Here is a 25,693-nt window from a genome sequence, read left to right as displayed (position 1 = left end):
ATCGCAGGTTATCAATTTTTTAAGAATATTATGCCATAAAAATATAAGCAAACATTACTTTTAAGAATATAGCAGACAGGATAAATTAGGCCGCAGTGTCACCCAAACACGATCAAAAGCACAGGGTTACACCTGTTGAAGATTCTTTTCGCTCCGATTGCCGAGCAATTTTCTGAGTCATTGAGCCTATATGGATTTACTTCTCTACATTTTATCCGGTGCCGCCGTAGGTCTTGCTGTCGGCCTGACAGGTGTCGGTGGCGGGTCTTTGATGACACCTCTGCTTCTTTTATTTGGATTTCCACCTCACATCGCTGTAGGGACAGACCTTCTCTATGCATCTATAACTAAAGCCAGCGGTGTTATTGCACATCATAAGCAAAAAACGGTCGACTGGAAGATCATGAGTTCGCTGGCTATCGGTAGTCTGCCGGTTTCAGCCGTCACTGTTTGGCTTCTGGCTAACTACTTCCCATCCCCTGAAAGCTACGCTCACATACTGACTCATAGCTTAGGCGCTATGCTGATGCTAACCGCAGGGGTTCTGCTTCTAAAGGGTCGGATTAATAAACTTCATCACAGTTCAAATGGATCGGTGCGTCGTTTCCTTGAGCAACACAAATACCGCTTTACTGTTCTGATGGGAGTGCTACTTGGTTTCTGTGTCACACTCTCATCTGTCGGGGCCGGAGCCTTTGGTGCTGCCATTCTATTGATTCTATTCCCAGCATTAAGCGCTATCCGTATTATAGGAACCGATTTGGCTCATGCAGTGCCTCTGACTCTGATCGCAGGTATCGGCCATATGTTTCTTGGCAATGTAGATTATCAACTACTGGCAGCTCTTCTGGTGGGCTCTCTACCTGCAATTCATTTAGGAACTAGACTCAGCTCACGCCTTCCGAACCGGGTTCTACAACCCATTCTGTCCAGCATGCTGCTGGGTCTTGGTATCAAGTACGCTTTCTTCTGATCATCAGCCGGAAGCCGCCGTTCAAAAGATCCGCGCCAGTCATAAAACACAGATAAAAAGAACCCCCAATGTTGGATATCCAACAATTGGGGGTCACTTCAAACCGCCTGTTTCTTATAGCTTAGTGCAACCAGATCAGTGGTTAAGAATCTGGCTCAGGAAGGCCTGCGTACGCTCAGACTGAGGATTATTAAAGAACTCATGGGGTTTGTTCTCTTCAATGATCTGCCCTTTATCCATAAAAATAACCCTATCTGCAACTGTTTTAGCAAACCCCATTTCATGAGTTACACAGATCATGGTCATCCCTTCATCCGCTAACTCGACCATCACATCCAATACCTCTTTAATCATCTCAGGATCAAGTGCAGAGGTTGGCTCATCAAACAACATAATCTGAGGATTCATACATAGGCTACGAGCGATGGCCACGCGCTGCTGCTGACCACCTGAAAGCTGACCTGGATACTTAAGCGCCTGCTCTTCAATTTTCACCCGGCGCAGATACTTCATCGCGATCTCTTCCGCCTCATCCCGGGGTGTTTTTCGAACCCAGATCGGTGCTAAAGCGCAATTCTCCAGAACCGTCAAATGAGGGAAGAGATTAAAATGCTGAAACACCATCCCCACTTCCCTGCGGATGGTTTCAATGTTTTTCAGATCATTATTTAGGGTGGTGCCATCAACAATGATGTCACCTTTTTGGTGCTCTTCCAAACGGTTGATACAACGAATCGTAGTGGATTTACCTGAACCCGACGGCCCACAAATAACGATACGCTCGCCCTTTTTCACTTCTAGATTGACATCCTTGAGTACGTGAAACTGGCCATACCATTTGTTCACACCACGCATCTCAACCATCAACTTATCGTCTTCTACCTGATGAGTCATGCTCATAACTACTCCAAATTCTTCATGCTTTGAATAAGCTTTAACAGCCTATTACTGCATTTATTTATGCGCTGCTCGTTGTGTTTCAGCGATCAAAACTTCGATCGGTTAACAGCTGATTAACGAGCACCGTGGCCTGTGTGGAAACGCTTCTCAAGATGCTGGCTGTATTTCGACATTCCAAAACAGAATACCCAGAACATCAGAGCAACAAAGGTGTAACCTTCAACCGAGAAACCCAGCCAGTTAGGATCAGACAAACCTGCCTGAACAATTGCCAGAATATCGAACAGGCCAATGATCAGTACCAGACTGGTATCTTTAAACAGTGCGATAAAGGTGTTCACAATCCCCGGAATCATTAATTTCAGGGCTTGCGGCAGAACAATCAGCCCCATCATTTTCCAATAGTTAAGCCCCAAAGCCTGAGCGGCTTCATACTGCCCCTTAGGAATCGCCTGCAGACCACCGCGAACCACTTCAGCCATGTAAGCGGACTGAAACAGGACAATACCAATCATGGCCCTCAGCAGTTTGTCAAAGTCAACCTCTTCAGGAACAAAAAGAGGCAACATCACAGAAGCCATAAAGAGTACCGTAATCAGAGGAACCCCCCGCCAGAACTCGATATAGACGACACAGATACTTTTAACAATCGGCATCTCTGAGCGACGCCCCAGCGCCAGCAACACACCAAAAGGCAGTGCTGCCACAATACCGACAATCGCCAGAATTAGTGTCAGTGACATGCCGCCCCATTTATGGGTTTCTACGACCTCAAGACCAAAGCTACCGCCGTAAAGCAGAAAGAAAGCTACCACGGGGTAGATAATCAAAGTAATAAAGCTTACCAGTCCTTTCTTAGGCATTCTGGGCAGCATTAGCCACGCAGCCAGAACCACTAACAGAATAAAGGTGACGTCAATCCGCCAGCGCTCAACCTGAGGATAGAAGCCATACATAAACTGATCAAAACGGTTGTAAACAAAAACCCAACATGCACCACCGGAAGTACAGGCATCACGACTGTCGCCAATCCAGTCCGCCGATATAAGTGCCCAGTTAATCGATGGCACCATAAGGATATAAAGCAAATAGGCTGCAAACAGTGTCAGTAGCGCATTCGCAGGGGTTGAGAAAAGATGCATGCGCATCCAGCCAATAAAACCGGTGCTGTTCGCAGGAGGCGGCAGATCCGGTAGTAACTTATCCGTGACTTTTGCAGAATCACTCACAATGAATACTCCGTTCTTAACGCTCAACCAGCGCCATACGTGTGTTAAACCAGTTCATAAATGCTGACACAAGCAGGCTCAGCGTCAGATAAACCAGCATCGTCATAAAGATCACCTCAATTGCCTGTCCGGTTTGGTTCAGAGTTGTTCCGGCAAAAACTGAAACCAGGTCCGGGTAGCCGATTGCAGTGGCTAATGAGGAGTTTTTAATAAGGTTAAGATACTGACTGGTTAAAGGAGGGATGATCACGCGTACAGCCTGAGGAACAACGACTAATCGCAGCACCTTACTTTTGCTAAGGCCCAGTGCGCTTGCTGCTTCGGTCTGACCCGATGAGATAGCCTCAATACCAGACCGTACAATCTCAGCAATAAAAGCTGCAGTATAGATACTCAGAGCCAACCAAAGCGCTGCCAGCTCAGGAATAATCGTCATACCACCACGAAAGTTAAAGCCTTTTAATACTGGGCTCTCCCAGGTCAGGGGAGACCCCGTTATCCAATAGACAACTAAAGGTAAACCGATAAGCAAGCCAGCAGCGGCCCAGAAAAGAGGAAATCGTTGACCCGTCTCATCTTGGCGTTTTTTACTCCAGCGGGCGATACCAATAACAGCAACGACAGCCAGAAGAAATGCAATCACGACCCAACCAAAACCATCACCATAGATAGGCTCAGGCATATACAGACCGCGAACATTGATAAAAACGTTATCAAGTGGCTCTAGACTCTGCCGAGGAGAAGGCAGTGCCCGTAGTACAGCGAAGTACCAGAAAAAAATCTGAATCAACAGAGGGATATTACGAAAGATTTCAACGTATGCAGACGCAACCTTCGCAATTAGCCAGTTATTGGACAGACGGGCAATCCCCATGACAAAGCCAATAACAGTTGCAGCAACAACCCCCAGTGCTGATACCAGTAAAGTATTCAGCAAACCCACAAAAAAAGTACGTCCGTAGCTACTGGACTCGGTGTAGTCAATCAGTGACTGAACAATACCGAAACCCGCTTCCTGGGAGAGAAAAGCAAAACCTGTAGTAATACCCCGGCTTTCTAAATTATGCAGAGTATTTTGAACAATCATCCCGACAAAACCCAGCACTGCGATAACCAGTAAGCTCTGGAACAAAATGGCTCGTTTTGCAGGGTCATGCCAGAAGAGCGTCTTATGGACAGACGGCGACTTATTGGCATCAGATGGCATAGGCGAAACTCCTACTGAAAGGACAAAAACACAAACGGGAGGTGAGTCACCTCAACCTCCCGTAGTGGGCTTAGCGAATTGGTGGTGCGTACTGCAGGCCACCTTTGTTCCATAGCGCGTTAAGACCACGCTCAATTTTCAGAGGAGAACTAGCGCCCAGGTTACGCTCAAACGCTTCGCCGTAGTTGCCTACTTGCTTCACGATATTGTAAGCCCAGTTATCGGATAATGATAAACCGGTACCCTTGATACCTTCAGCACCGACAAAGCGGGCGATATTAGGGTTTTTAGAGTTTTTGTTGCTGTCAATATTCTTAGACGTCAGGCCCAGCTCTTCAGCATTTACCATGGCAAACAGAGACCATTTCACAACATTAAACCAAGCATCATCACCTTGACGTACAACAGGGCCCAATGGTTCTTTAGAAATAATCTCTGGCAGAATTACCGCTGACGACGGGTTAGACAGCTTGATGCGCAGAGCATACAGCTGAGATTGGTCAGAGGTCAGAACATCACAACGACCCGCCTCAAAACCTTTTACGGTCTGGTCAGAAGTGTCGAATACAACTGGCTCAAACTCCATATTGTTTTCACGGAAGTAATCCGCAGCATTCAGCTCAGTCGTGGTACCGGACTGAATACACATAGAAGCACCATCCAGCTCAAGGGCACTGTTTACGCCCAGACCTTTATTAATCAAAAAGCCCTGACCGTCATAGTATGTCACACCCGCAAAGTTCAGACCCAGAGAGCTATCACGAGTCAGCGTCCAGGTTGTAACACGGGACAGCACATCAATTTCACCAGACTGAAGCGCTGTAAAACGTTCTTTAGCATTCAGAGGAATATATTTAACTTTCTCGGCATCGCCCAAAGTTGCCGCAGCAATCCCGCGACAAACATCAACATCCATCCCTTTCCAGTTACCCTTGTCATCAGGGTTGGAATAACCGGGTACACCGGTCGTTACACCACACTGTACAAAACCCCGTTCCTTGACAGATGCCAGCGTATCAGCGGCAGATGCGTTTACAGAAAAACCGACTGTCATAGCTGCCGTTGCAGCGATAAGACCCATTTTCTTCATTGTTATTAATCCTCTCGTGTCTTTGGGATTCGCAGTAGCATATAGCTACATACTGACCTTTACTCTATATGCAACAGCTATTCCAACTCTTATTAATACGCTTGTTTTATTTCCTTAGAACAGAAAAAGACACGAGATAAAGCAGGGTAAAACGTCACTAAGACCGCCTATGCATTGTTTTACAGAATCCAACGCTTACATATGAATCTATCAAACAATAATCAAAATAAAACCCTGACCTGAAATCCACACCACTACGCCGCACCAAAATAGAGCGTATTTGGTTACCTTTAAGTGCACAATCACGTAAGCCGACATTATTCAGGTAACACTTTCTGTTACCCTAAGACACCAGTCTGAAATCATAGTGGGCTTATCGGTGTGTTTATCACTTGATTAAAAACAAAAAAGCCTCTGAAGTTTAAAACCTCAGAGGCTTACAATGCTTGTCGTGATATCTGGCGACTAGAGCTTATTCTGCTTCAGTATGAAGCCATCAGCATCTTCAAAGGCAGGGAAAGCCTGGCGAAACGCTTTCAGACTATCCAGAGATAAAGTATACGTGGAAATAAAGCTCTCACCGGCAGCATAATTTTCAAAATTGTAGCCCTTAAAGTCGATCACAGCTGAGCGACCACTGTAGTTAAGACCATTACCATCCTGTCCGACCCGGTTAACGCCAGCGACATAGCAGAGATTTTCTATCGCTCTTGCCTGAAGCAACACCTGCCAAGGGTGCTCACGAACAGCCGGCCAGTTAGCAACATAAATCGCTAAATCATATTCATCATGATTCCGGCTCCAAACCGGGAACCGCAGGTCGTAGCAGATTTGAGGGAAAATACGCCAACCCTTATAGGATATGACAGGACGAGCCTGCCCCGCCTGATAGTGTTCATGCTCACCGGCCATACGAAACAGGTGGTGTTTATCATAGGAACACCATTCACCATCCGGCTGAACCCAGTAGAAACGATTGTAGCAACCCTGGTTATCTTTAACGGCAACACTGCCACAAACCACGGCCTCAACAGATTTGGCCTGCTGCTGCATCCATTGCAATGTTTCCTGATCAGCCGGCTCAGCAATAGCTTCCGGTTCCATGGAGAAGCCTGTTGTGAACATTTCCGGCAGAATTACAACATCTGTCCGGCCCGGCAAGCCTAGTAGTTTTTCAGCAAACATAGCTCTATTTTGCTCAGGCTGATGCCAAAAAAGCTCTGACTGAACCAGAGTCACTCTCAGGTCATTCTGAGTTTTTTCTTCATTGATATTTATAACCGGCATAACCGCTCTCCCGCATGTTTTAGGGTCTCTTCATTTTTGGCGAAGCAGAAACGAATCAGCCGCGCGTCCGGTTTTGGCCGTTCACAAAAAACGGAGACAGGAATCGCCGCCACACCAGCTTCTGTGGTGAGCCAACGGGCAAAGCTAACGTCATCCATATCACTGATCTGGCTATAGTCTGCCAACTGAAAGTAACTGCCCTTGGCTGGCGTAAACTCAAAGCGGCTACGGCGGATCTCATGACAAAAAAGATCCCGCTTCTTCTGATAGAAACCCGATAGCTCGGATTCATATTCCGGGTGAGTGTTCATATAGTCAGCAATCGCCAGCTGCATCGGTGTTGGAGTACAAAATGTAATATATTGATGTACTTTGCGCAGTTCCGCTGACAGCGCGCCTGGGGCTATGCAGTAGCCTACTTTCCAGCCGGTGATATGGTAAGTCTTACCAAACGAAGAGATCACAAAGCTGCGCTGAGCCAGCTCTTTGTGGGTCAGCAGACTATTGTGAGACAGTCCATCGAACACAATATGCTCATAAACCTCATCTCCTAATAACAGAATATTGGTATCCCGAATCAACTCTGCAAGCCGATCCAGTTCATCCCTGCTCAGGCTAGCGCCACTGGGGTTATGAGGCGCATTCACAATAATCATCCGGGTCCGGGGTGAAATTGCTTGCTCCAAAGCCTGCCAATTAATCTTAAACTCCGGCAGATCCAGAGCGACATGACGACAAACACCACCATTGAGTTCGACAGCAGGCTCATAACAGTCATAGCAAGGATCAAAAACTATCACCTCGTCCCCCTGACGCACGGTAGCCGTAATCGCAGCATAAATAGCCTCAGAGGCACCTGACGTCACCGTGACCTCAGATTCAGCATCAACATCGGCACCATAATGCCGTGCAACTTTATCCTTAATCGCCTGGCGTAAGGAGGGCACGCCAATAAAAGGTGCATATTGATTAGCTCCGGATTGCATATAATGAACAACGCGATCACGCATTAGCTGAGGGCCGTCAAAATCAGGAAAACCTTGAGACAGATTGATGGCATGGTGCTCGGTAGCCAACTGAGACATGACACTGAAAATGGTTGTCCCAACGTTTGGAAGCTTAGTTTCCGGGTAATGCATAAAAGAACTCCAGAGGCACCCGGTGCTTAAACTCATATAAAGCACCGTACTTAAAAAAATTGTTCCGATGGTATGCATAAGCCTTAAACAGCACAAGTGCAAAACAGAACCGAAGAACCGCTCTCCAACCAAAAAAACAATAAATACATATCTTAATGTTTGATTTTCTTTGCTCAGTAACCTAATTCTTAAGATGAGCGATTATTAAAAGAACATCATCGAACACGACACCAAAGGAATGCCATGTCCGGTTCTGCTGAAACTTCAGAAAAAGCACTCCACGCCTCTCTTCTTTTGCTGAAGCAATTTGAGAGTCAGGTGCCGCTGCCTGACATCATGATAAGTGCCTTAGAGTCCATGGTTTCACTTTCAGGGAGCCGATTTGCCTTTTTGCTCCACAATCACTCCGGCACGCTGATCTCTGAATTCACAGCTCACCACCCGGGAAACACAAAAGACGAAGAGCACCTGAAAAAACATGCAGCAGAGATGTACTCCTGCTTACTGCCTCAAATAAGACGAACAGCCCCTTTAATCGCTAACAGCTCTACAGCCGTTAAAGCCGAGCTGGCAAATACATTGGCCTGGCGACTGTTTCAGCGCCTGATGTTGATTCCACTGACAAATTCTATGGGTGATAAAAAAGGCATTCTGGTTTTATTTGGTCGACAGAATAATTATGGCATCGATGATATAAACGGCCTAGAGTCACTCATCTCACTGTGTGTCAATCTGCTGATTCTGGATGAACTCAGGCCGGAAGAAGAGAGTCAATTGACCAAAAGGTCAAAGACAGACCTTAGAACGGAGGCCATTAGAGGACAGGACTTTCAGTTTATAAACAGTAAAACGCCGAGATTTATCACAACAGCCGAAGGGATCATTATCAACCACAACTCATCTGCCGGAAGCCTTCTGGCCTTTCCTTCTGAGCGCCTTACGGGGCAGGCTATTACTCAACTAATCCCAAAGCTCAAGCTCAACCTGCATCAGAAAGATCCGGATGAACTACAGGAGCTAAAAGCCCACAGCAAAGCTGGAAACCTAATCAATGTCCGGGTCTCATGCTTACCTTTTATCAAACATTCAGAGCTTCTTTTTTCAATTCAGATCCAGGATGTGCGTGCGGAGCTGGAGACAAATACAGAACGCCATGAAAAGAGTATACGTATCCGGAAGCAGCAAAGGGCAACGCTGGAAGTTGCCCGTATCGCCACTCAGGAGGATGCTCCGTTTGAGCAGCTGGTCAGAGAGATCTGCCAATTGGCCAGCAATACATTACAGGCACCAAGAGCCGGTATATGGCTCGCAGAAGAAGACACACCTGTTTATCGAAATGTTGTTCAGATTGATCATGCCCAGGCAAACTATTGTGAGAAGAGCCCTTTGCTACTGAACAGCAATACAACATTTGTCCGTCAGCTGGAACAAGTTCGGGTACTTTCTCTTTCTAATCTAAACCGCTCTGACTCAGGCAGCGGTTTCCTTTCGCAGGAATATATCCAACGAAATCAGACGGCAACCCTTATCTGTGCGGCTTTTATTAAAAACAGTAATCTGATCGGCTTTCTTATGATAGAAGACACTCAGCGCACCCAATGGCATGAGGATCAATACAGTTTTGTTCGGGAGGTAGCCAATTATTTACACATTCTGGTGCTTAATGAACACCGTCGGAACATTCAAAGCGACCTGATTCAGCAGGAACAGCAGTTCCGCCTTCTGTTTTTCGACAGCCCACTATCATTAATGGCATTTGACCGGGAAACCTTTCAGTTTATTGCGGTTAACCATACGGCTACGGAGGTATTTGGTTACTCTCTGAACGAAATGCTCAGCAAAGGCATTTACGATCTGATTCCTGTCCAACAGGTGATGGATATCCATGCCCTGGTATCGATCAACAATGAAAATGGTAACTACCATGTTCTGGAGAGCCGAATGCAGAAGCATTCGGGAGATGTTGTCGACGTGGAAATTCACTCGCACTCAATCAACCTGTCATCCCGCCCTTCAATTTTAATGGTTGTGCATGATATTACTGAGAAAAAACGCATTGAAAGCAGTCTGCGCCGGACTCAGAAAATGGAGGCTATAGGTCAACTGGTAGGAGGTATTGCCCATGACTTCAACAATATTACCAATATTATCAGAGGCCATGCCGAACTATTAGAGATGAAAATCGGTGATGATGAAAAAACAAATAAACACCTCTGTGCAATCAACAAAGCAGCTACCCGAACCACCAGCCTGACGCACAAATTAATGCAGTTCTCACGCCAGCAACAGATCAACAGTGAAGTCTGCCACATCGATGATATTCTGAGCGATCTTATCGAACTGATAACCAAATCTCTCACCAGAAATATTCAGATAGTTCTTGAAATATCAAAAGACCTTTGGCCGGTTCTGATCGACAGAGGGGACTTTGAAGATGTCATGATCAACCTGGCAATTAATGCCAGAGATGCCATGGACGGACAGGGCACCCTGACCATAGGTGCCACCAATGTGAGCCTCGACACTGACGATTCGCTAATTGTACGTGATCGACAACCGGGCGATTATATTTGTATATCGGTCCAGGATACGGGATCAGGCATTCCAAAAGAGCTGCAGGAGAAAATCTTTGACCCTTTTTTCACCACAAAAGAAAAGGGCAAAGGTACAGGTCTGGGATTGAGCATGGTTTACGGCTTTGCCAAACGCAGCAGTGGATTTCTTGAAGTGGAAAGCCATGAGAATATTGGCACAACTTTCTGTCTTTGGCTGCCGAGATCCGAAACAGTATCAACACTCAGACATTCCTCAGCTACTCTTATACCTGAGGTTGAAATCCCTGCAGGTCATACGGCACTGGTTGTTGACGATGAAGAGGATATCCGGTCATCGCTGCACGAGATCCTTGAAACCATCGGCTTTAAAACACAACAGGCTGGTAGTGCAGATGAAGCCAAAGAGATCATTAAGAATGAACCCCAGAATTTTTCTCTGGTTCTGTCAGATATCGTAATGCCCGGCAGTGAAAATGGTGTTCAACTTGCCCAGTGGATCAAAACAAAGACACCCGAGACACGAGTCATTCTTGCTTCAGGCTATGCTGAAAACATCAGCTTGGCTGAGGCCCGAAAATTCTCTTGCGAGCTGCTGAAGAAGCCCTTCGGCAAACAAGATATCCTGAATATTCTGAATCACTGGCAGTGGGATAAAAAATGAAGCGACCAAAGACCATGGAAGTCTTATGAGTGATTTTTCGACCGAGCCAACAAAGCGATTACTCGTTCTTGATGACGAGAAAGAGATCTGTGAACTTGTGGCAGAAGTTGCTGAAATGCAGGGTTTCTCCTGTGAACAATGCAGCGTGCTTAGCAGCCTGAATGAGCTCACATTAAGCCCCATGCCGGATATATTAGTATTGGATCTATCCATGCCTGATGTTGACGGTATTGAGGTGATCAACCATCTCGGTAGTCTGCCGGTTAAACCTCAGCTCATTCTGATGACAGGCTTTGAACGCTCTGTTCTGGATGGTGCTCATAAACTGGCAGACCGGCTCCATGTACCTGTTTTGGGCCAACTGAATAAACCTATCAGCCTTAACACGCTGACAGAATTGTTAAAGCAACCTTTTACTGAGCATATCCAGGGTCAAACCTTACCCTCATCGACCCTTGCAACCTTAAAGTTTAACCCCGAAGACATTCAAACAGGACTGCAGCAAAACGAATTCATTGCGTACTATCAACCGCAAATCAATCTTAAAACCGGTAAGCTCCATGGTGCCGAAGCGTTAGTACGCTGGCATCATCCAAATGGACTTATCATGCCGGATGATTTTCTGCCATTGATCGAAAGCAATCAGCAAATTCTTCCTCTCACTGAAAGTGTTATTGAACAGACACTCAAACAGATGACTATATGGCAGGAATCCGGACTTCCTCCATTACAGACATCCATAAACCTGTCCGCGGCCTACCTGTACGAATTGGACCTTCCGGCACTGATGACCCGTCTGTTAAAACGATACCCAATCCCTGCAGATATGATCACGTTTGAGATCACTGAGCGCATTGGCCTGGGCGACCACAGTCAGGCTATTTCCGATACCCTGACCCGGCTACGTCTTAAAAACTTTTCTCTGTCTATTGATGATTTTGGAACGGGCTACTCATCCTTATCACAACTCAATCAGCTACCCTTTAATGAGATCAAGATAGATAAAAGTTTCGTATTTCACTTGCTGAGTAGCCCTATATCAAAGGCTATTGTTGAATCCTCAATCACACTGGCACATCAGCTCGGAGTTCGCTGTGTTGCTGAAGGCGTTGAGACACAAGAAATGAAACAAGCCCTCTGCAGAATGGGCTGTCATATCGGGCAAGGCTATCTGTACAGCAAAGCTCTGCCACCGGATGAGTTCCTGAATTGGATAGAAAATTATATTAGCGAGAATTAAACGGATCATATCCGGAGACAGACTGCCCTGCTATCTGAAAGTATCAAAGTAAATGCGAGCAGTCCTCACCAGCAAAAGATAGGAAAACCAAGAATGAATGACCTGACGTTACTGATTGTTGATGACGATGAAATGCACTGCGAGATGGTCAGCGAGATGCTGGAGAGTGAGTACAGGGTTCACACAGCTACAACCAGCGAAGATGCCGAAGCGCTGTTTGAAGAGCATAAACCAGACCTTATTTTACTCGACATCAATATGCCGGGTAAAAATGGGATTGAGCTATGTCGTGAGCTGAAAAAAAATGACCATGAGTTTTCTGTAATTTTTGTTTCCGGCCATAACTCGCTGGAAGAGCGCCTGAAGGCCTACGACGCTGGCGGTGATGACTTCGTCGCTAAGCCTTTTGAAATGAAAGAGCTATTCGCCAAGGTTCATACTGTCGGCCAGTATCAACTGGGCAAAAGAAGCCTTAAAGACCAGGAGGCCTTTTCACGGACTATGGCGTTCCAGTCGATGGCAGAAGCCTCACAGTACGGATATGTACTCCAGTTCTTCAAAAATAGTATGCAGGCGGGCTCCCTTGACGACGTCGCCAAACATTTCTTTGAGATGATGGGAAACCTGAACCTGGTTACCAGCCTGCAGTTCCACGGTAAAGAGATTCACTCTTTTGATCAGCTCAATGGTGAGTGCAGCCCCATTGAACTCAATATTTTTGAACTGCTTCGCGGCGTAGGCCGTCTATATGACTTTGATAACCGGACTATTTTAAATGACAGTCATGTTTCCTTTCTGATTAAAAACATGCCGGTTGATGATGAAGTGAATTACGGCCGTTTAAGAGATGTTACCGCTGTCATTATCGAGGGGCTGGAAGCAAAATATCTCGACCTGGAGCGTGAAAAAGCATTAAAAGGCCTTCTCGGCCAAATTCAGATCATTATTGATCAGCTCAACACCGAAATCAGTAGCCATGAAGGAAAAATGGCTAGCCAGATTAATAATATTTTACTGGAAATCAGGGGCAGTTTTCATGAACTGGACCTGACACTGGAGCAGGAAGAGTATTTCTCAAAAGTTATTGAAAAGGGCCTTCATGATGTAGATACAGACCAAAACAGTCTGGCCGGAGCTCAAAACGCTTTAAAGGTATTGGCAGCACAGATCGTACATGCCATTGATTAATGGCTCTGACTTCTTACGCAAAAGCCACAGGTCTCGTCACTCCCCGAGACTCTCGTGGCTTTTATTTTCTTTTAATACCCTGATGATGGACAGACAAGCGTTTGATATTTCTATTCACCGGTCTGGCGTTGCGCTCTAGCTGCAATTTTCTTCAGAATGCGTGATACAGCAACAAAGGCAAAGGTCCCAGTTACAACAGTCACAGCCCCAAAACCACTTCGACAATCCAGTCGGACAGATTCACCATTATCCGGTTTCTGGTGGCATACCTCACCATCACCGGATGGATAAACTAATTGCTCAGTTGAGTACACCGCTTCAATTGAAAAACGTCGTTTCAGATTGGAAGGGAAACCGTACTGACGACGTAGTTGATTTCGGGTCTTCGCCAACAAAGGGTCCTGCTCTGTTTTACTCAGATCTGCAATCTGAATCTGTAGAGGGTCTGTTTGGCCTCCCGCGCCACCAATGGTAATCAGCGGAATCTTATTACGGCGGCAGTATGCGATCATTGCGCATTTATGCTTCACCGAATCGATGGCATCAAGCACATAATCAAACTCCTTCAACATCAGTTCAGCAACATTCTTCTCAGTCACAAATGCTGATATTGCATTTATTTTGCAGGCGGGGTTAATTGCTTGAATCCGTTCAGCCATAGCATCAACCTTCTGCCGCCCGACTTCACCATCCATAGCATGAATCTGCCGATTAATATTGGATGTACAGATATCATCCAGATCGATCAGAGTAATCTGCCCAACTCCGCTTCGGGCAAGAGCTTCAGCCCCCCACGACCCAACGCCACCTATACCTACAACCGCTACATGGGCGTCTGCAAAGGCCTTTGCTGCCACAGCACCATACAAGCGGGAAATACCACCAAAGCGAAAATCATAATCGTCATTCATCAGCGTAACTCTGTGTTCTTTTAATCCGTCGTTAACAAAAATCCAAACTGGTTCTAACCATATTGTTTCACCCAATGCTCCCAACCCAGGCGAAGCATTATCTGCCGCATAGAGGCATCTAAAGGTGCTGAAATCACGAGAGAATTTCCGGAAACAGGGTGATTAAAACGGATTGATATCGCCGCTAGGAGTAAACGGTCACTTTGAAGATACTCTTTAAAATACCGGTTATAACGTCCGCGGCCATGCTTTGCATCACCTATTATAGGATGATTAATATGCTTCAAATGCCGTCGAATCTGATGTCGGCGCCCGGTCTCCGGCTTCACCTCTACCAGGGAGAACCGGCTCTGAGGATAGCGCTCAATACAAACATCCAGCTCAGCAGTCGCCAGACAGCGATACCGACTGAGAGCCTGTTGCGGCTCGCTCTTCCTCGCTCCTTTCACCCGCTTGTCAGGCTCTTCAATCAGAGCGTGGTCAATATCTCCGAATTCAGGCGCAAAGCCACGCACGACTGCAAGATAGGTTTTATCCATCTGATGAGCCATCATCTGCTCACCCAGTCTTCGGGCAATATCTGAGCTTAAGGCGAAAATGAGTACCCCTGAAGTTGGTTTATCCAACCGATGTACCGGATATACTTTGCAACCAATCTGATCCCGAAGCATCTGGACCGCAAACCGGGTTTCATGGCGGTCGATAGGACTCCGGTGAACCAGTAAACCCGATGGTTTATGGATAGCCACAAGATATTCATCCTGATACAAAATAGGCAGGATCTCATCCTGCCCGTTTTGGCTAAGGGAGCCGGACGCCCCCGATAACGTATCTTCCCGGATCATTAGCATTCACTGGTCAAAAAGATTATGCCAATTTGTCGCTGGCAACATGGTATGTCGGATCTTCAATCACATTAACCTCAACCAGATCGCCTGCTTTTTGCAGCAATTCACGGCACTCGCCACTCAGGTGGCGCAGGTGAAGTGTTTTACCCGCAGCAATATATTTCTCCGCCAGCGTATCAATAGCCTCAAGAGCCGAGTGATCACTTACACGTGAATTCCGGAAATCCAGCACCACATTCTGAGGATCATTCTTAGGGTCAAACTGCTCACGGAAGTTATTGATTGATGCAAAGAACAGAGGGCCTGTCAGCTCGTAAACCCTGCGATCATCATCCTCTTCAATAACACGTACCTGAATATGTTTCGCATGCTGCCAGGCAAAAATAAGCGCTGAAACAACCACACCCACAATCACCGCAATCGCCAGATCGGTTACCACGGTAACACCGGATACCAGTACGATAATAAAGGCATCAGACTTAGGAATCTTACCCATCATACGTAAGCTTGCCCATTCGAAGGTGCCTATCACCACCATAAACATCACACCAACCAGAGCCGCTACCGGAATCATCTCAATCAGTGAGGAGGCAAACAGAATAAACAACAACAGAAAAACTGCAGCGGTAATACCAGACAGGCGTCCACGGCCACCGGAGTTAATATTGATCATACTCTGACCAATCATGGCACAGCCGCCCATACCACCGAAGAAGCCGGTCAGTACATTTGCAGCGCCCTGGCCAACACACTCTTTATTACCTCGGCCACGGGTTTCGGTCATTTCATCAATCAGACTTAATGTCAGTAACGATTCAATTAAACCAACCGCAGCCAGAATCAGAGAGTAAGGAAGGATAATCCAGAGTGTTTCCAGCGACATAGGCACCATAGGAATATGGAACTCAGGAAAACCACCTGCGATAGAGGCCATTGGGTCATTGGTCATATCCGCCAGAACATTCTGAACAGAACGTGCATCCAGCCCCATAAAGATCACGATCAGCGTCACCGTCACAATAGCCGCCAAGGACGAAGGAATCGCCTTTGTCAGCTTAGGTAAAAAGTGAATAATGGCCATCGTCAGAAGAATAAGTCCTGCCATAATCATCATAGGCTCACCGGACATCCAGGTCATATCACCGTTTTCGCTTTTAACCTTAAACTGCCCCAGCTGAGCCAGAAAGATCACAATAGCCAGACCATTAACAAAGCCGAGCATCACCGGGTGCGGCACCATACGGATAAACTTGCCCAGCCGGAAGACGCCTGCTAAAACCTGAAAAATCCCCATCAGTACAACCGCAGCAAACAGGTATTCAACCCCATGCTGAGCCACTAAGGAAACCATCACAACGGCCAGAGCACCTGTTGCCCCGGAGATCATCCCCGGACGGCCACCGATACAGGCTGTCACCAGACCAACCATAAAGGCAGCATAGAGGCCGACCAAAGGCTCTACACCAGCGACAAAAGCAAATGCAACTGCCTCCGGCACCAGAGCTAGAGCAACCGTTAAACCGGACAAAACATCATTTTTCATTTGAGCAGGCGTCAAATAGCGCGTGGAGTCCATGCATACCTCAGACTGTTGCAGTGTTGATGGGCCAGAAAAAGAAAGGGGGCGGAATTTTACAGCAAGCCACCGACCAGTGCAAAGTGCTGTGCTTGGTCAGGAAAAATTTATTAACCGTATACAAACGATTACTTTATGCTTTTCGGCTCGGAGTTGATAATACAGGCAGCCCTCACATTAGAACAGCATTCAGGGCACGGCTCACCACCGATAAAAACAACTCAAGCTGTTGCAGGGAATATACATTGATAATGAAGGACTTCTGATGAGAAATTTAGGTCTGTTTGGCAAAATGGCGATTCCTATTATCACCCTGATCGCCGTTATCGTGCTAATTCTTGTGTTATTCATCCCGAAACAGATGAGTGAGACCATCATTGCCGGGGTTACAGAAAGCTCTCTCTCAACAGCAAACCAATTTAAAGTGCTGAGGCAGTACTACACTGAGAACGTTACCAACAAGGCGATAATTTCAGGGGGACTGATACCTGACAGTAACTACAAGGGCCACAATGACAGAATCCCTCAACCTGAGAGTCTGCTTAACGACCTCAGCGATCTGATGAGAGATACAGGCCTGACACTTAAACTCTACAGTCACCATTCTCTTCCTGACCAGACCGGCCATCAACTCAATCACTTTGAACAGGAAACCTGGGAGAAGCTGAGGCAATCCCCTGATGCCACCATTGTTGAAAGAATAGAGGAAAATGGCCGTACCCTGGTTCGAGTTTCTGTCTCCGACAACCTAACTGGTGATGTTCATGGCGTACTGGAGATCACAACCGATATTACCGACTCACTTGCGGCAGGCTTTCAATCCAGTCTTAAAATTACTGGCTTAATGGTTTCTTTGTTACTGGTGGTACTGATGGCATTCTGGTTGGTTTATCGCAATGTCATCCAGAGCCGAGTGGATCACGTTAATGAGGCCATGGATGAGATTGCCCGTGGTGATGGTGACCTAACAGCCCGATTGGATGAAAGTGGTAACGATGAAATCACTCATCTCTCCCGCGCTTTTAACCGCTTTACCAACCGTATTCGGGAGATGGTTCAGCAAATGGCAGATACCAGTCATAGCCTGACCAACACCTCAGAAACAATGAATCAGATTGCAAGCGAGAATGACCACAGACTGAATCGCCAGGCCCAAGAGACAAACCGGGCAGCAACCGCCATTAACGAAATGGTGGCAACGGTCGCGGATGTGGCAAAAAACACGTCTGAAGCGGCTCAAGCAGCTCAAACAGCCAGCCAAGTGTCTGAAGAAGGACACAGGGTTGTTGACGGAACACGACATGACATCAGAGGTCTTTCAGACAACATCAACGCTGCCATGTCCGCAATCCGAAAACTGGAAGAACAGTCTGAGAATATCACAGGTATGATCAACGTGATTCAGGCGATTGCCGAACAAACTAACCTTCTGGCACTCAATGCAGCAATTGAAGCGGCCCGTGCCGGTGAACAGGGAAGAGGGTTTGCCGTCGTGGCCGACGAAGTTCGTAATCTGGCGGGGCGTACCCGGGAGGCAACTGAAGAGATTCAACAGATTATATCTGCCTTACAGGAAGACACCGACAATGCTGCGGAGCTGATGCAGAAAAGCTGTGAACAGGCGGAACAAACTGTCCTGCAAGCAGAGGCTGCCAATGATGCCTTGAGTGCAATATCAGGCGCTGTCGACCAGATCACCGCGATGAATGATCAAATCGCCAGTGCCAGTGAAGAGCAAAGCACTGTTGCCCATGAAATTGAAAACAGCATTATGGCAATTAATACTATGTCAGATGAATCCACGCATACTTCAGAACAGACTACTGAGAACAGTACCCAACTGACACAACTTGCAAAACAACTCAATGCTCTGGTGGCACGTTTCAGGTTTTGAACAACGTACACCTACATCACCGGCTGCCACCCAGCGAAGGGCTTCACTCAGAGCCCTTTTAGCTATTTCACCCTCATTAAACGAAGAGACTCATCCGGATCAGATCAAAGCGCTGATCGCCGAAAGCCAGAGCCTTTGGTTCACGGCCCGTCTGCTTAAATCCTACTTTGCGGTATAAGCGGATAGCAGCTGCGGCAGTTTCACTCACCTCAAGCACCAGAGATTCCAACTGTGCATGCCGTCGTGCATAGTCAACAAGATGATTCATCAGTGCCATTGCAATTTTTTGCCCACGATATTCGGGTAAAACGCACAAGCTGGTTACAATACCGCTGTGTTGCCTTACCGGCCCCAAATTCGGCTCCAACCCGACCATACCCACCAGATACCCAGCGCAGAAGCCGCCCCACAATGCCGCACCCGATGATCGATTGAAGCGATCCAGCAAGGAGTGAATCTGAGCTGCACTCATCGATTCCTCCTCATCTAACAAAATACTGAAACTGGTAGGGTCTGTGGTAAGTGACCGAATACGAAGGTAATGAAAAGCCCTAGCATCCTGAGGAGTAAGCTCCCGAATGATCAAAGGTAAAAACTGTGGCGCACGAACTTTATCTGCCGAGAATGAGTCAGAGGTTTCCGATCTGGTGATAATGTCAAAAATCCCTTTGTTTTATCGCATACACAACAAGTTATTTAGTTTTAGGCCATGTTAAACCGTCAGGCTCTGACCAAGCGTCTCTTAAACGACTAAAATCATCCGAGGTAAAGTGCTCCCCCTGATGCGGCCAAGCACTGTAATGGTGTAAATTCCCCTGCAACTTAAAGTGCAGCTGGTAAGCATGAAGATAAGTCCGCTCTTCCATAGAAGCCAGCGCAGCATCATCATAAAGTTGGTCACCACATATCGGAGCACCAATACTCTTCAGTGCAACCCTAAGTTGATGGGTTTTTCCTGTGCGAGGCTTCAGCAAGAAAGCTCTGTACCCAGGTTTCAGCGAGCAGGAGAAAAACTGAGTGACGGCAGGGTTTTGTTTACCGCTTGTCAGTTTCCAGCTTCCTCTTCGGGAGCGGGCCATATCACCAATAATCCAGCCCTGTTTCTTGCTTGGCTTTCGCGCAGATACTGCCAGATAGTATTTGCTTACCTGCCTTTCGCGAAAAAACTCTGCTAATTCAGCACATGTGGCAGCATTTTTTGCCAAAATCATGAGGCCGGAAGTAACCTTATCCAATCGATGAACCAGATAAAGTTTAACGCCTCCCAAAGCCTCAGAAACTTTTTCTGTAATACCGGGCTCATCACCATCGCGATGTACATCAACACCGGGTGATTTGTTAATCACCACAAAAGCCTTATTTTGTGCGATCAGCGTAAAGTCATGGGACTCATTCATGGCATTATCGTGGCCTTCGGTGCACTCCTGGTTCAGAGTACTCGGTTGTATGTCCAAAAAAAGCTCCCTGATTATAAAACGAACTCAGTGCGAAAATTTTGCTATTGTCAGATAGTTACGTTCATTTTACCTTGAATTCAGCTGCCATAAATTAAGATAATCAACCGCCTAATATACGTTATGCCGTATGCAAATTCAGCAGTCAGAAGAGATGGAGTATTTATGCCCTTTGCCAGACCAAGTAAACGCACAGCCTTTATTGCCAGCACAGCACTTTCTCTGATTCTACTACCGATATCAGCTCAGGCCAGCTGTTCACTAAAACAGACAGCCTGCGAGGCCAGCTGCAAAGTGCGTTACTTTGATGATAGCTTCGGAAAAATGGGCTGTATGACGAAATGTGCCGCAGAACGGGCTGCCTGTTCCACAAAAGAAGGCGCATCTAAAGCCGCAGAAAAAACCAAAGACCTGTTGGACGATTAAGATATGCTCTGAAGGCCTGCTTTCTTAAACAGGCCTCATTCAACCTGTGCCAAAGCCATCATAAGTATACCTGCTAATATTGTCCGGGAAATTAGTGAGTGCCGCACAATCCATTAATCTTTCGTATAAAAACAGTCAATGTGGCCTATCTTTATACTCATCCCCCCTTTGATATCCTGAGGAGAACTCTATGGATAAGTTCAGAAAACCCCTATTTATAGCGGCAGGTTTTTTAGCACTTATTCTGGGTGCTATCGGTGCTGTCCTGCCACTTCTGCCCACAACACCGTTTGTGATCCTAGCGGCTTTCTTTTTTTCCAAAGGCTCACACAAAATTCACCGCTGGCTACTGAAGCAAAAGATCTTTGGTTCAATGTTACAAAGCTGGGAGACAGATCGTGTTATTCCAATCAAGGCAAAACTTTTGTCGACCACAATGATGCTAACCATGGTGAGCTACCCTCTGCTTTTCCGCCCTTTCTCTTTATGGCTAAAAGTTCTGGTTATTTTCATCGTTTTTTATGCACTCTGGTATGTCTGGAAGCACCGCTCAGAGCCAGTGGATACTATGATAGAACAGAGCTGGAAAAAACTGTCAGGAAAGACCGCAATGCCGGATACTCACCCAAGGCAGACAATAATCAAACAAAAAAACAGCTATTCAGCGGACACCCAATCTCTTTTCGGGTAGAAAAAAAGCCGGCTCCCATAAATGGCAACCGGCTAATAATTACAGTGTCGCTAATCAGAAGTCATAACACAGGTTTATGCATCTGGGCTTATAGCTTAAAACGTTTAACCTGATCATGAAGACTTTCGGCAAGGGTATTCAATTCCGATGCACGGGCACGGGACTGGTCAGACTCATCTGAAAGCTCAGTGGCAATATCACGAATCCTCAGGGTATTCTCAGAAATACTGTGATTAACCTGAGTTTGCTCTTCTGTAGCCGCGGCAGTTTGAGTCGACATATCGCTGATACCAGCAATTGCCTCTGTAATACTCAGCAGCTTCTCATAGGCATTATGGGCCTCTTCGACGGTATCTTCCGCTTGCTGCCGACTTACCGACATCAACTCAACCGCTTCTTCAGATGCTTTCTGCAAACTGCCAATCATCTGCTGAATCTCTTCAGTAGACTCGTGAGTACGTTGAGACAGAACACGTACCTCATCAGCAACCACAGCAAAGCCCCGCCCTTGCTCACCAGCCCGGGCAGCCTCAATTGCCGCATTGAGTGCCAACAGGTTCGTCTGCTCAGCAATCCCCTGAATGGTCGAAAGTATCGAGCTAATACCTTGAGAGTGCTCACTCAGGCGATCGATAACAACACCGGCATCCTGAACTTGGCCTGACAAACCCTGAATTGCTTCCCGTGTATTTGAAACGACCAATTGGCCATCGCGACTATTGTCTGCACATGCCTGAGCCGCGGCAGCCGTATTTTCCGCATTACCGGCAATCTCCTGGGTAGCTGTTGCCATCTCTTCGACAGCAGCAGCAACCATAGATACCTCTGACATCTGAGTTTGCACATCATCGCTGGTACGCTTAGCGACTTTGGCACTTTCCTCAGCAGTATGACGCAGGTCTTTGGACAGAGCAGAAATATCCTGAATAATTCTATGCATCGAATTAACAAAATGATTAAAGTGCTCCGCCAGTGAGCCAATTTCATCTTTCGTATCGACGGTCAGGCGCTTTGTCAGATCACCTTCCCCCTGAGCAATCTCTTCCAGCGCAGAGCCAATGGCATGCAAGGGTTTCATAACACGCCCTATCATCCACATACTCACCACACCAGCCGCCACAATCAGAATCAGAGATACCAGACTGTTAGCTATAAGCAAATCAGACAGAGGCGCCATTACTCTTTGTTTATTCAATGCGATGCCAACGGAGAAACGGCTATTACCAACTTGCTGGAAACGTAACAAATAATCAACACCATTGATGGCCTGAGTAACCATTGCTCCACTTGCTGAAATCCGGGAGATAACGGATGGGCTCAGCTCTGCTCCCACATCGGAAACCGGCTTCATTCTTAAGGTGCTATCTGAATGAGCAACCACTAAACCAGTATCATCAACCAGCATAACAAAGCTCTGTTCATCAACCTCAATCCCGTTAATCACCTTAACAAGCTGATTGAGCTTCAGGTCTGCAGCAGCAACACCTTGTAGTTTCCCGCCTCTCATAACCGGCGTTGCCACAGAAAGTACTAAATCCCCCGTATCAGCAGATACGTAGGGTGCTGTGAAAATAGTTTCACCGGCATGACGGGCATCCGTATACCAAGGGCGCTGCGTCGGGTCATAACCTCTTACATCCATCATTTTCTGCACATCAGTATCAGAAAAAAAGGCTTTACCATCCGCGCGACCATAATAAAAAATTTCAAAGCCACCGGAGCGTTCCGCCTGCTTCAAAAAAGGTAACGGACTGGACTGATCAACAGACCTTTCAGCATAAGATTCAATCACTGAAGCCCTCTGACTTAGCCAAGTATCAATAGTAATACTGACCCCAGTAACCACCCGATGAGTATCCGTATTCACTGACTTAAGTAGCGCTTTCTTTAAGTCGGTGTAGCTGATAAATGTCAGTGTTAACGTAATTAAAAGTACCGGCAGCAATACAACTGCGAGTACTTTATTCTTCAATGTCATGGGGGAACCTCCGCAAGATATTATTATCATTATCTGAATTAACAATCTGGCAGTGCCCTAAATGAAAGGTACTGCATTGAAGTCAATATAGCTTACACCCTGAAAGCTATAAACTTGCACCTAAAGTCTAAACCATAAAACAGTAACAATATAGACTTAAAATCTAAACAATACACAAAGAAAAGAGGAATCATCTAAAAATAAAAACAAAACAAGGGTAAATAAAGAAATTTTAAAAACCTAAGGACGAATCAACTGATTGAAAAATCACGTTTAAATACTGAGGGTATTCTGAGATGGATATTACAGGAAGGTGAGATGGGGATTGCCGGGAGAAGGCTCGGTTATAGCAAACAAACAATCCGGTCTTTTTTCAGATAAAAAAAGGCGATCCTAAGACCGCCTTTTACTGCCAGTTTAAATCAAGTTACTGCTTAAACCCGATACTAACCCGCCAATTCCAGCAGCAGACGGTTCAGGCGCTGCACATATGTTGCTGCATCTTTTAGCTGACGACCTTCGGCCAGCATCGCCTGATCCAGAATGATACGCGCTAGCTCACCGAAGCGCTCTTCATCCTGCTCCTGATCCAGTTTAAGGATCAGTGGGTGAGTCGGGTTCAGCTCCAGAACCGGCTTAGACTCAGGAATTTCCTGACCGGCCGCCGCCATAATCTGGCGCATCTGCTCACCCATCTCGCCATCATTCAGCACGACACACGCCGGAGAATCGGTCAGACGGTGCGTCACACGCACATCTTCAACCTGCTCTTTCAGCAGCTCTTTGGTGCGCTCAACCATACCTTCGACTTTCTCAGCCGCTTCTTCCTGAGCTTTCTTGTCTTCTTCAGACTCAGTATCACCCAGATCCAGCTCACCTTTGGCAACATCCTGGAACGACTTACCGTCAAATTCGGTCAGGTGGCTCATCAGCCACTCGTCGATACGATCAGTCATCAGCAGCACTTCGATACCTTTCTTGCGGAAGATTTCCAAGTGCGGGCTGTTTTTCGCGGTATTGTAGTTTTCGGCAGTGACGTAGTAGATCTTGTCCTGACCTTCCTTCATGCGCTCAACATAATCTGCCAGAGCAACATTCTGAGTCTCATCACTACTGTTAGTTGAGGTGAAGCGTAGCAGCTTGGCGATCTTCTCTTTGTTGGAGAAGTCTTCGCCTGGGCCTTCTTTCAGGACGCTGCCGAACTCATTCCAGAAGGTCTGGTATTTTTCGGTATCGTTCTTGGCCAGTTTGGTCAGCATATCCAGCACACGCTTGGTCAGTGCGCTCTTCATGGACGTAATATTCGGATCCTGCTGCAAAATCTCCCGGGAAACGTTCAGCGACAGATCGTTAGAATCCACCACACCCTTGATAAAGCGCAGGTATAGCGGCAGGAACTGTTCCGCATCATCCATAATAAACACGCGCTGCACGTACAGCTTCAGACCACGGGATGCTTCACGATGGTACAGATCAAACGGGGCCTTACCCGGCAAGTAAAGCAGGCTGGTGTATTCCAGCTTACCTTCCACCTTATTATGGGACCAAGTCAGTGGATCGGCAAAATCATGGGAAACATGCTTGTAAAACTCTTTGTACTCATCGTCGTTAACGTCGGTACGGGAGCGAGTCCATAGTGCCTGAGCTTCGTTAACGGCTTCAAATTCCGGCGCTTTATCTGCCGCTTCTTCGCCTTCTTTTGGCTCTTCAAAAGACTGCTTTTCCATCAATACCGGCACAGCGATATGATCAGAGTATTTACGGATCAGGTTGCGCAGACGGAAATCTTCAGAGAACTCTTTCTCATCGGCTTTCAGCTTCAGAGTGATGGCAGTACCACGCTCTGCTTTTTCAACAGCCTCAATCGTAAACTCACCATCGCCTTTAGATACCCAGCGAACACCTTCTCCGGCAGGACTACCGGCTTTACGGGTAACCACTTCCACTTCTTCCGCCACGATAAATGACGAGTAAAAGCCCACACCAAACTGACCGATAAGTTGAGAGTCTTTCTTCTGATCGCCTGTTAGCTGGCTTAAAAATTCAGAAGTGCCCGATTTAGCAATCGTACCCAGATGATCAATCACATCCTGGCGATTCATACCAATACCGGAATCACTGATCGTCACTGTGTTGTTTTCCGGATCGGCAGTGATCTTGACCTGCAGTTCTGACTGTCCCTCGTATAAGGCATCATTTTCCAATGCTTTATAGCGTAGTTTGTCGCAGGCATCAGACGCATTGGAAATTAGTTCGCGCAGGAAAATCTCTTTGTTCGAATACAAAGAGTGAATCATAAGGTGCAGAAGCTGTTTTACTTCTGTTTGAAAACCAAGGGTTTCTTTCTGTGCTTCAACAGACATTGAATCAGATCTCCATGGGCTGAACGGTTAAGAACAACGGCATTTAGGTTTGCTACAGGCCGGAACAACACATAAACACTGTG

The 25,693-nt window shown here is 46.7% G+C and carries 20 protein-coding genes; 7 read left to right on the top strand and 13 right to left on the bottom strand.

Annotated features, from left to right (window positions below):
- Positions 1 to 190: 190 nt before the first annotated feature.
- Entirely contained in the window at positions 191 to 973 is a 783-nt protein-coding gene (locus ACN0R8_RS14460) for a sulfite exporter TauE/SafE family protein (RefSeq protein WP_417598651.1), read from the top strand.
- 135 nt (positions 974 to 1,108) lie between these two features.
- Here the strand turns inward: ACN0R8_RS14460 and ACN0R8_RS14455 are convergent, their stop codons facing one another.
- From ACN0R8_RS14455 to ACN0R8_RS14430, 6 genes are all read right to left on the bottom strand, one after another.
- Complete coding sequence (locus tag ACN0R8_RS14455) at positions 1,109 to 1,837, bottom strand: amino acid ABC transporter ATP-binding protein (protein WP_417598675.1); 729 nt, start codon at positions 1,835 to 1,837, stop codon at positions 1,109 to 1,111.
- Between the two features lie 149 nt (positions 1,838 to 1,986).
- Positions 1,987 to 3,102 carry an amino acid ABC transporter permease gene (locus tag ACN0R8_RS14450; RefSeq protein WP_417598649.1) on the bottom strand — a complete coding sequence of 372 codons (1,116 nt, stop codon included), beginning with the start codon at positions 3,100 to 3,102 and terminating at the stop codon, positions 1,987 to 1,989.
- A 16-nt stretch (positions 3,103 to 3,118) separates the two neighbouring features.
- A complete protein-coding gene (locus ACN0R8_RS14445) occupies positions 3,119 to 4,309 on the bottom strand; it encodes an amino acid ABC transporter permease (RefSeq protein ID WP_417598647.1) in 1,191 nt (396 codons plus the stop codon).
- A gap of 70 nt (positions 4,310 to 4,379) precedes the next feature.
- Positions 4,380 to 5,399, bottom strand: a complete 1,020-nt coding sequence (locus ACN0R8_RS14440) for an amino acid ABC transporter substrate-binding protein (protein ID WP_417598645.1) — start codon at positions 5,397 to 5,399, stop codon at positions 4,380 to 4,382.
- 465 nt (positions 5,400 to 5,864) lie between these two features.
- Positions 5,865 to 6,686, bottom strand: coding sequence for an amidohydrolase (locus ACN0R8_RS14435; RefSeq protein WP_417598643.1), 822 nt, complete (start codon positions 6,684 to 6,686; stop codon positions 5,865 to 5,867).
- Positions 6,674 to 7,861 carry a pyridoxal phosphate-dependent aminotransferase gene (locus tag ACN0R8_RS14430; RefSeq protein WP_417598641.1) on the bottom strand — a complete coding sequence of 396 codons (1,188 nt, stop codon included), beginning with the start codon at positions 7,859 to 7,861 and terminating at the stop codon, positions 6,674 to 6,676. The genes ACN0R8_RS14435 and ACN0R8_RS14430 overlap by 13 nt, the downstream gene beginning before the upstream one ends.
- A 207-nt stretch (positions 7,862 to 8,068) precedes the next feature.
- Between ACN0R8_RS14430 and ACN0R8_RS14425 the strand changes: the two genes are divergently transcribed.
- The 3 genes from ACN0R8_RS14425 to ACN0R8_RS14415 all read left to right on the top strand — a co-directional run bounded on the left by ACN0R8_RS14425 (position 8,069) and on the right by ACN0R8_RS14415 (position 13,469).
- Positions 8,069 to 11,041 carry a PAS domain S-box protein gene (locus ACN0R8_RS14425; RefSeq protein ID WP_417598639.1) on the top strand — a complete coding sequence of 991 codons (2,973 nt, stop codon included), beginning with the start codon at positions 8,069 to 8,071 and terminating at the stop codon, positions 11,039 to 11,041.
- Between the two features lie 25 nt (positions 11,042 to 11,066).
- Entirely contained in the window at positions 11,067 to 12,281 is a 1,215-nt protein-coding gene (locus tag ACN0R8_RS14420; protein WP_417598637.1) for an EAL domain-containing protein, read from the top strand.
- Between the two features lie 93 nt (positions 12,282 to 12,374).
- Entirely contained in the window at positions 12,375 to 13,469 is a 1,095-nt protein-coding gene (locus tag ACN0R8_RS14415; protein WP_417598635.1) for a response regulator transcription factor, read from the top strand.
- 110 nt (positions 13,470 to 13,579) lie between these two features.
- Here ACN0R8_RS14415 and tcdA read toward each other — a convergent pair whose 3' ends face one another.
- From tcdA to ACN0R8_RS14400, 3 genes are read right to left on the bottom strand one after another with little or no spacing between them, the layout of a single operon-like run.
- Positions 13,580 to 14,380, bottom strand: a complete 801-nt coding sequence (tcdA, locus tag ACN0R8_RS14410; RefSeq protein ID WP_417598633.1) for a tRNA cyclic N6-threonylcarbamoyladenosine(37) synthase TcdA — start codon at positions 14,378 to 14,380, stop codon at positions 13,580 to 13,582.
- Positions 14,381 to 14,433: 53 nt separating this feature from the next.
- Complete coding sequence (locus ACN0R8_RS14405; RefSeq protein ID WP_417598631.1) at positions 14,434 to 15,225, bottom strand: tRNA pseudouridine(65) synthase TruC; 792 nt, start codon at positions 15,223 to 15,225, stop codon at positions 14,434 to 14,436.
- 22 nt (positions 15,226 to 15,247) lie between these two features.
- Positions 15,248 to 16,804: a SulP family inorganic anion transporter gene (locus tag ACN0R8_RS14400; protein ID WP_417598629.1), complete on the bottom strand. Its 1,557-nt coding sequence runs from the start codon at positions 16,802 to 16,804 to the stop codon at positions 15,248 to 15,250.
- Positions 16,805 to 17,069: 265 nt separating this feature from the next.
- Between ACN0R8_RS14400 and ACN0R8_RS14395 the strand changes: the two genes are divergently transcribed.
- Positions 17,070 to 18,698: a methyl-accepting chemotaxis protein gene (locus ACN0R8_RS14395; protein WP_417598627.1), complete on the top strand. Its 1,629-nt coding sequence runs from the start codon at positions 17,070 to 17,072 to the stop codon at positions 18,696 to 18,698.
- 76 nt (positions 18,699 to 18,774) lie between these two features.
- On the opposite strand, the gene ACN0R8_RS14390 is transcribed toward ACN0R8_RS14395, so the two are convergent.
- Both ACN0R8_RS14390 and ACN0R8_RS14385 read right to left on the bottom strand, forming a co-directional pair.
- Positions 18,775 to 19,284 carry a GNAT family N-acetyltransferase gene (locus ACN0R8_RS14390; RefSeq protein WP_417598625.1) on the bottom strand — a complete coding sequence of 170 codons (510 nt, stop codon included), beginning with the start codon at positions 19,282 to 19,284 and terminating at the stop codon, positions 18,775 to 18,777.
- 106 nt (positions 19,285 to 19,390) lie between these two features.
- On the bottom strand, positions 19,391 to 20,152 hold the full coding sequence (locus ACN0R8_RS14385) for a TIGR01621 family pseudouridine synthase (RefSeq protein WP_417598623.1): 762 nt from the start codon (positions 20,150 to 20,152) through the stop codon (positions 19,391 to 19,393).
- A gap of 165 nt (positions 20,153 to 20,317) precedes the next feature.
- Between ACN0R8_RS14385 and ACN0R8_RS14380 the strand changes: the two genes are divergently transcribed.
- Both ACN0R8_RS14380 and ACN0R8_RS14375 read left to right on the top strand, forming a co-directional pair.
- Positions 20,318 to 20,578, top strand: a complete 261-nt coding sequence (locus ACN0R8_RS14380) for a hypothetical protein (RefSeq protein ID WP_417598621.1) — start codon at positions 20,318 to 20,320, stop codon at positions 20,576 to 20,578.
- A gap of 190 nt (positions 20,579 to 20,768) precedes the next feature.
- Positions 20,769 to 21,269: a YbaN family protein gene (locus ACN0R8_RS14375; RefSeq protein WP_417598619.1), complete on the top strand. Its 501-nt coding sequence runs from the start codon at positions 20,769 to 20,771 to the stop codon at positions 21,267 to 21,269.
- A gap of 88 nt (positions 21,270 to 21,357) precedes the next feature.
- Here the strand turns inward: ACN0R8_RS14375 and ACN0R8_RS14370 are convergent, their stop codons facing one another.
- Positions 21,358 to 23,247, bottom strand: coding sequence for a methyl-accepting chemotaxis protein (locus ACN0R8_RS14370; RefSeq protein ID WP_417598617.1), 1,890 nt, complete (start codon positions 23,245 to 23,247; stop codon positions 21,358 to 21,360).
- Between the two features lie 446 nt (positions 23,248 to 23,693).
- On the bottom strand, positions 23,694 to 25,610 hold the full coding sequence (gene htpG, locus ACN0R8_RS14365; protein WP_417598615.1) for a molecular chaperone HtpG: 1,917 nt from the start codon (positions 25,608 to 25,610) through the stop codon (positions 23,694 to 23,696).
- Between the last annotated feature and the right edge of the window lie 83 nt (positions 25,611 to 25,693).

Source organism: Oceanospirillum sp., assembly GCF_048265165.1.
Lineage (GTDB): Bacteria > Pseudomonadota > Gammaproteobacteria > Pseudomonadales > Halomonadaceae > Oceanospirillum.
The sequence above is the reverse complement of the archived record's forward strand: the minus strand, read 5'-3'. Positions and strand labels throughout refer to the sequence as shown.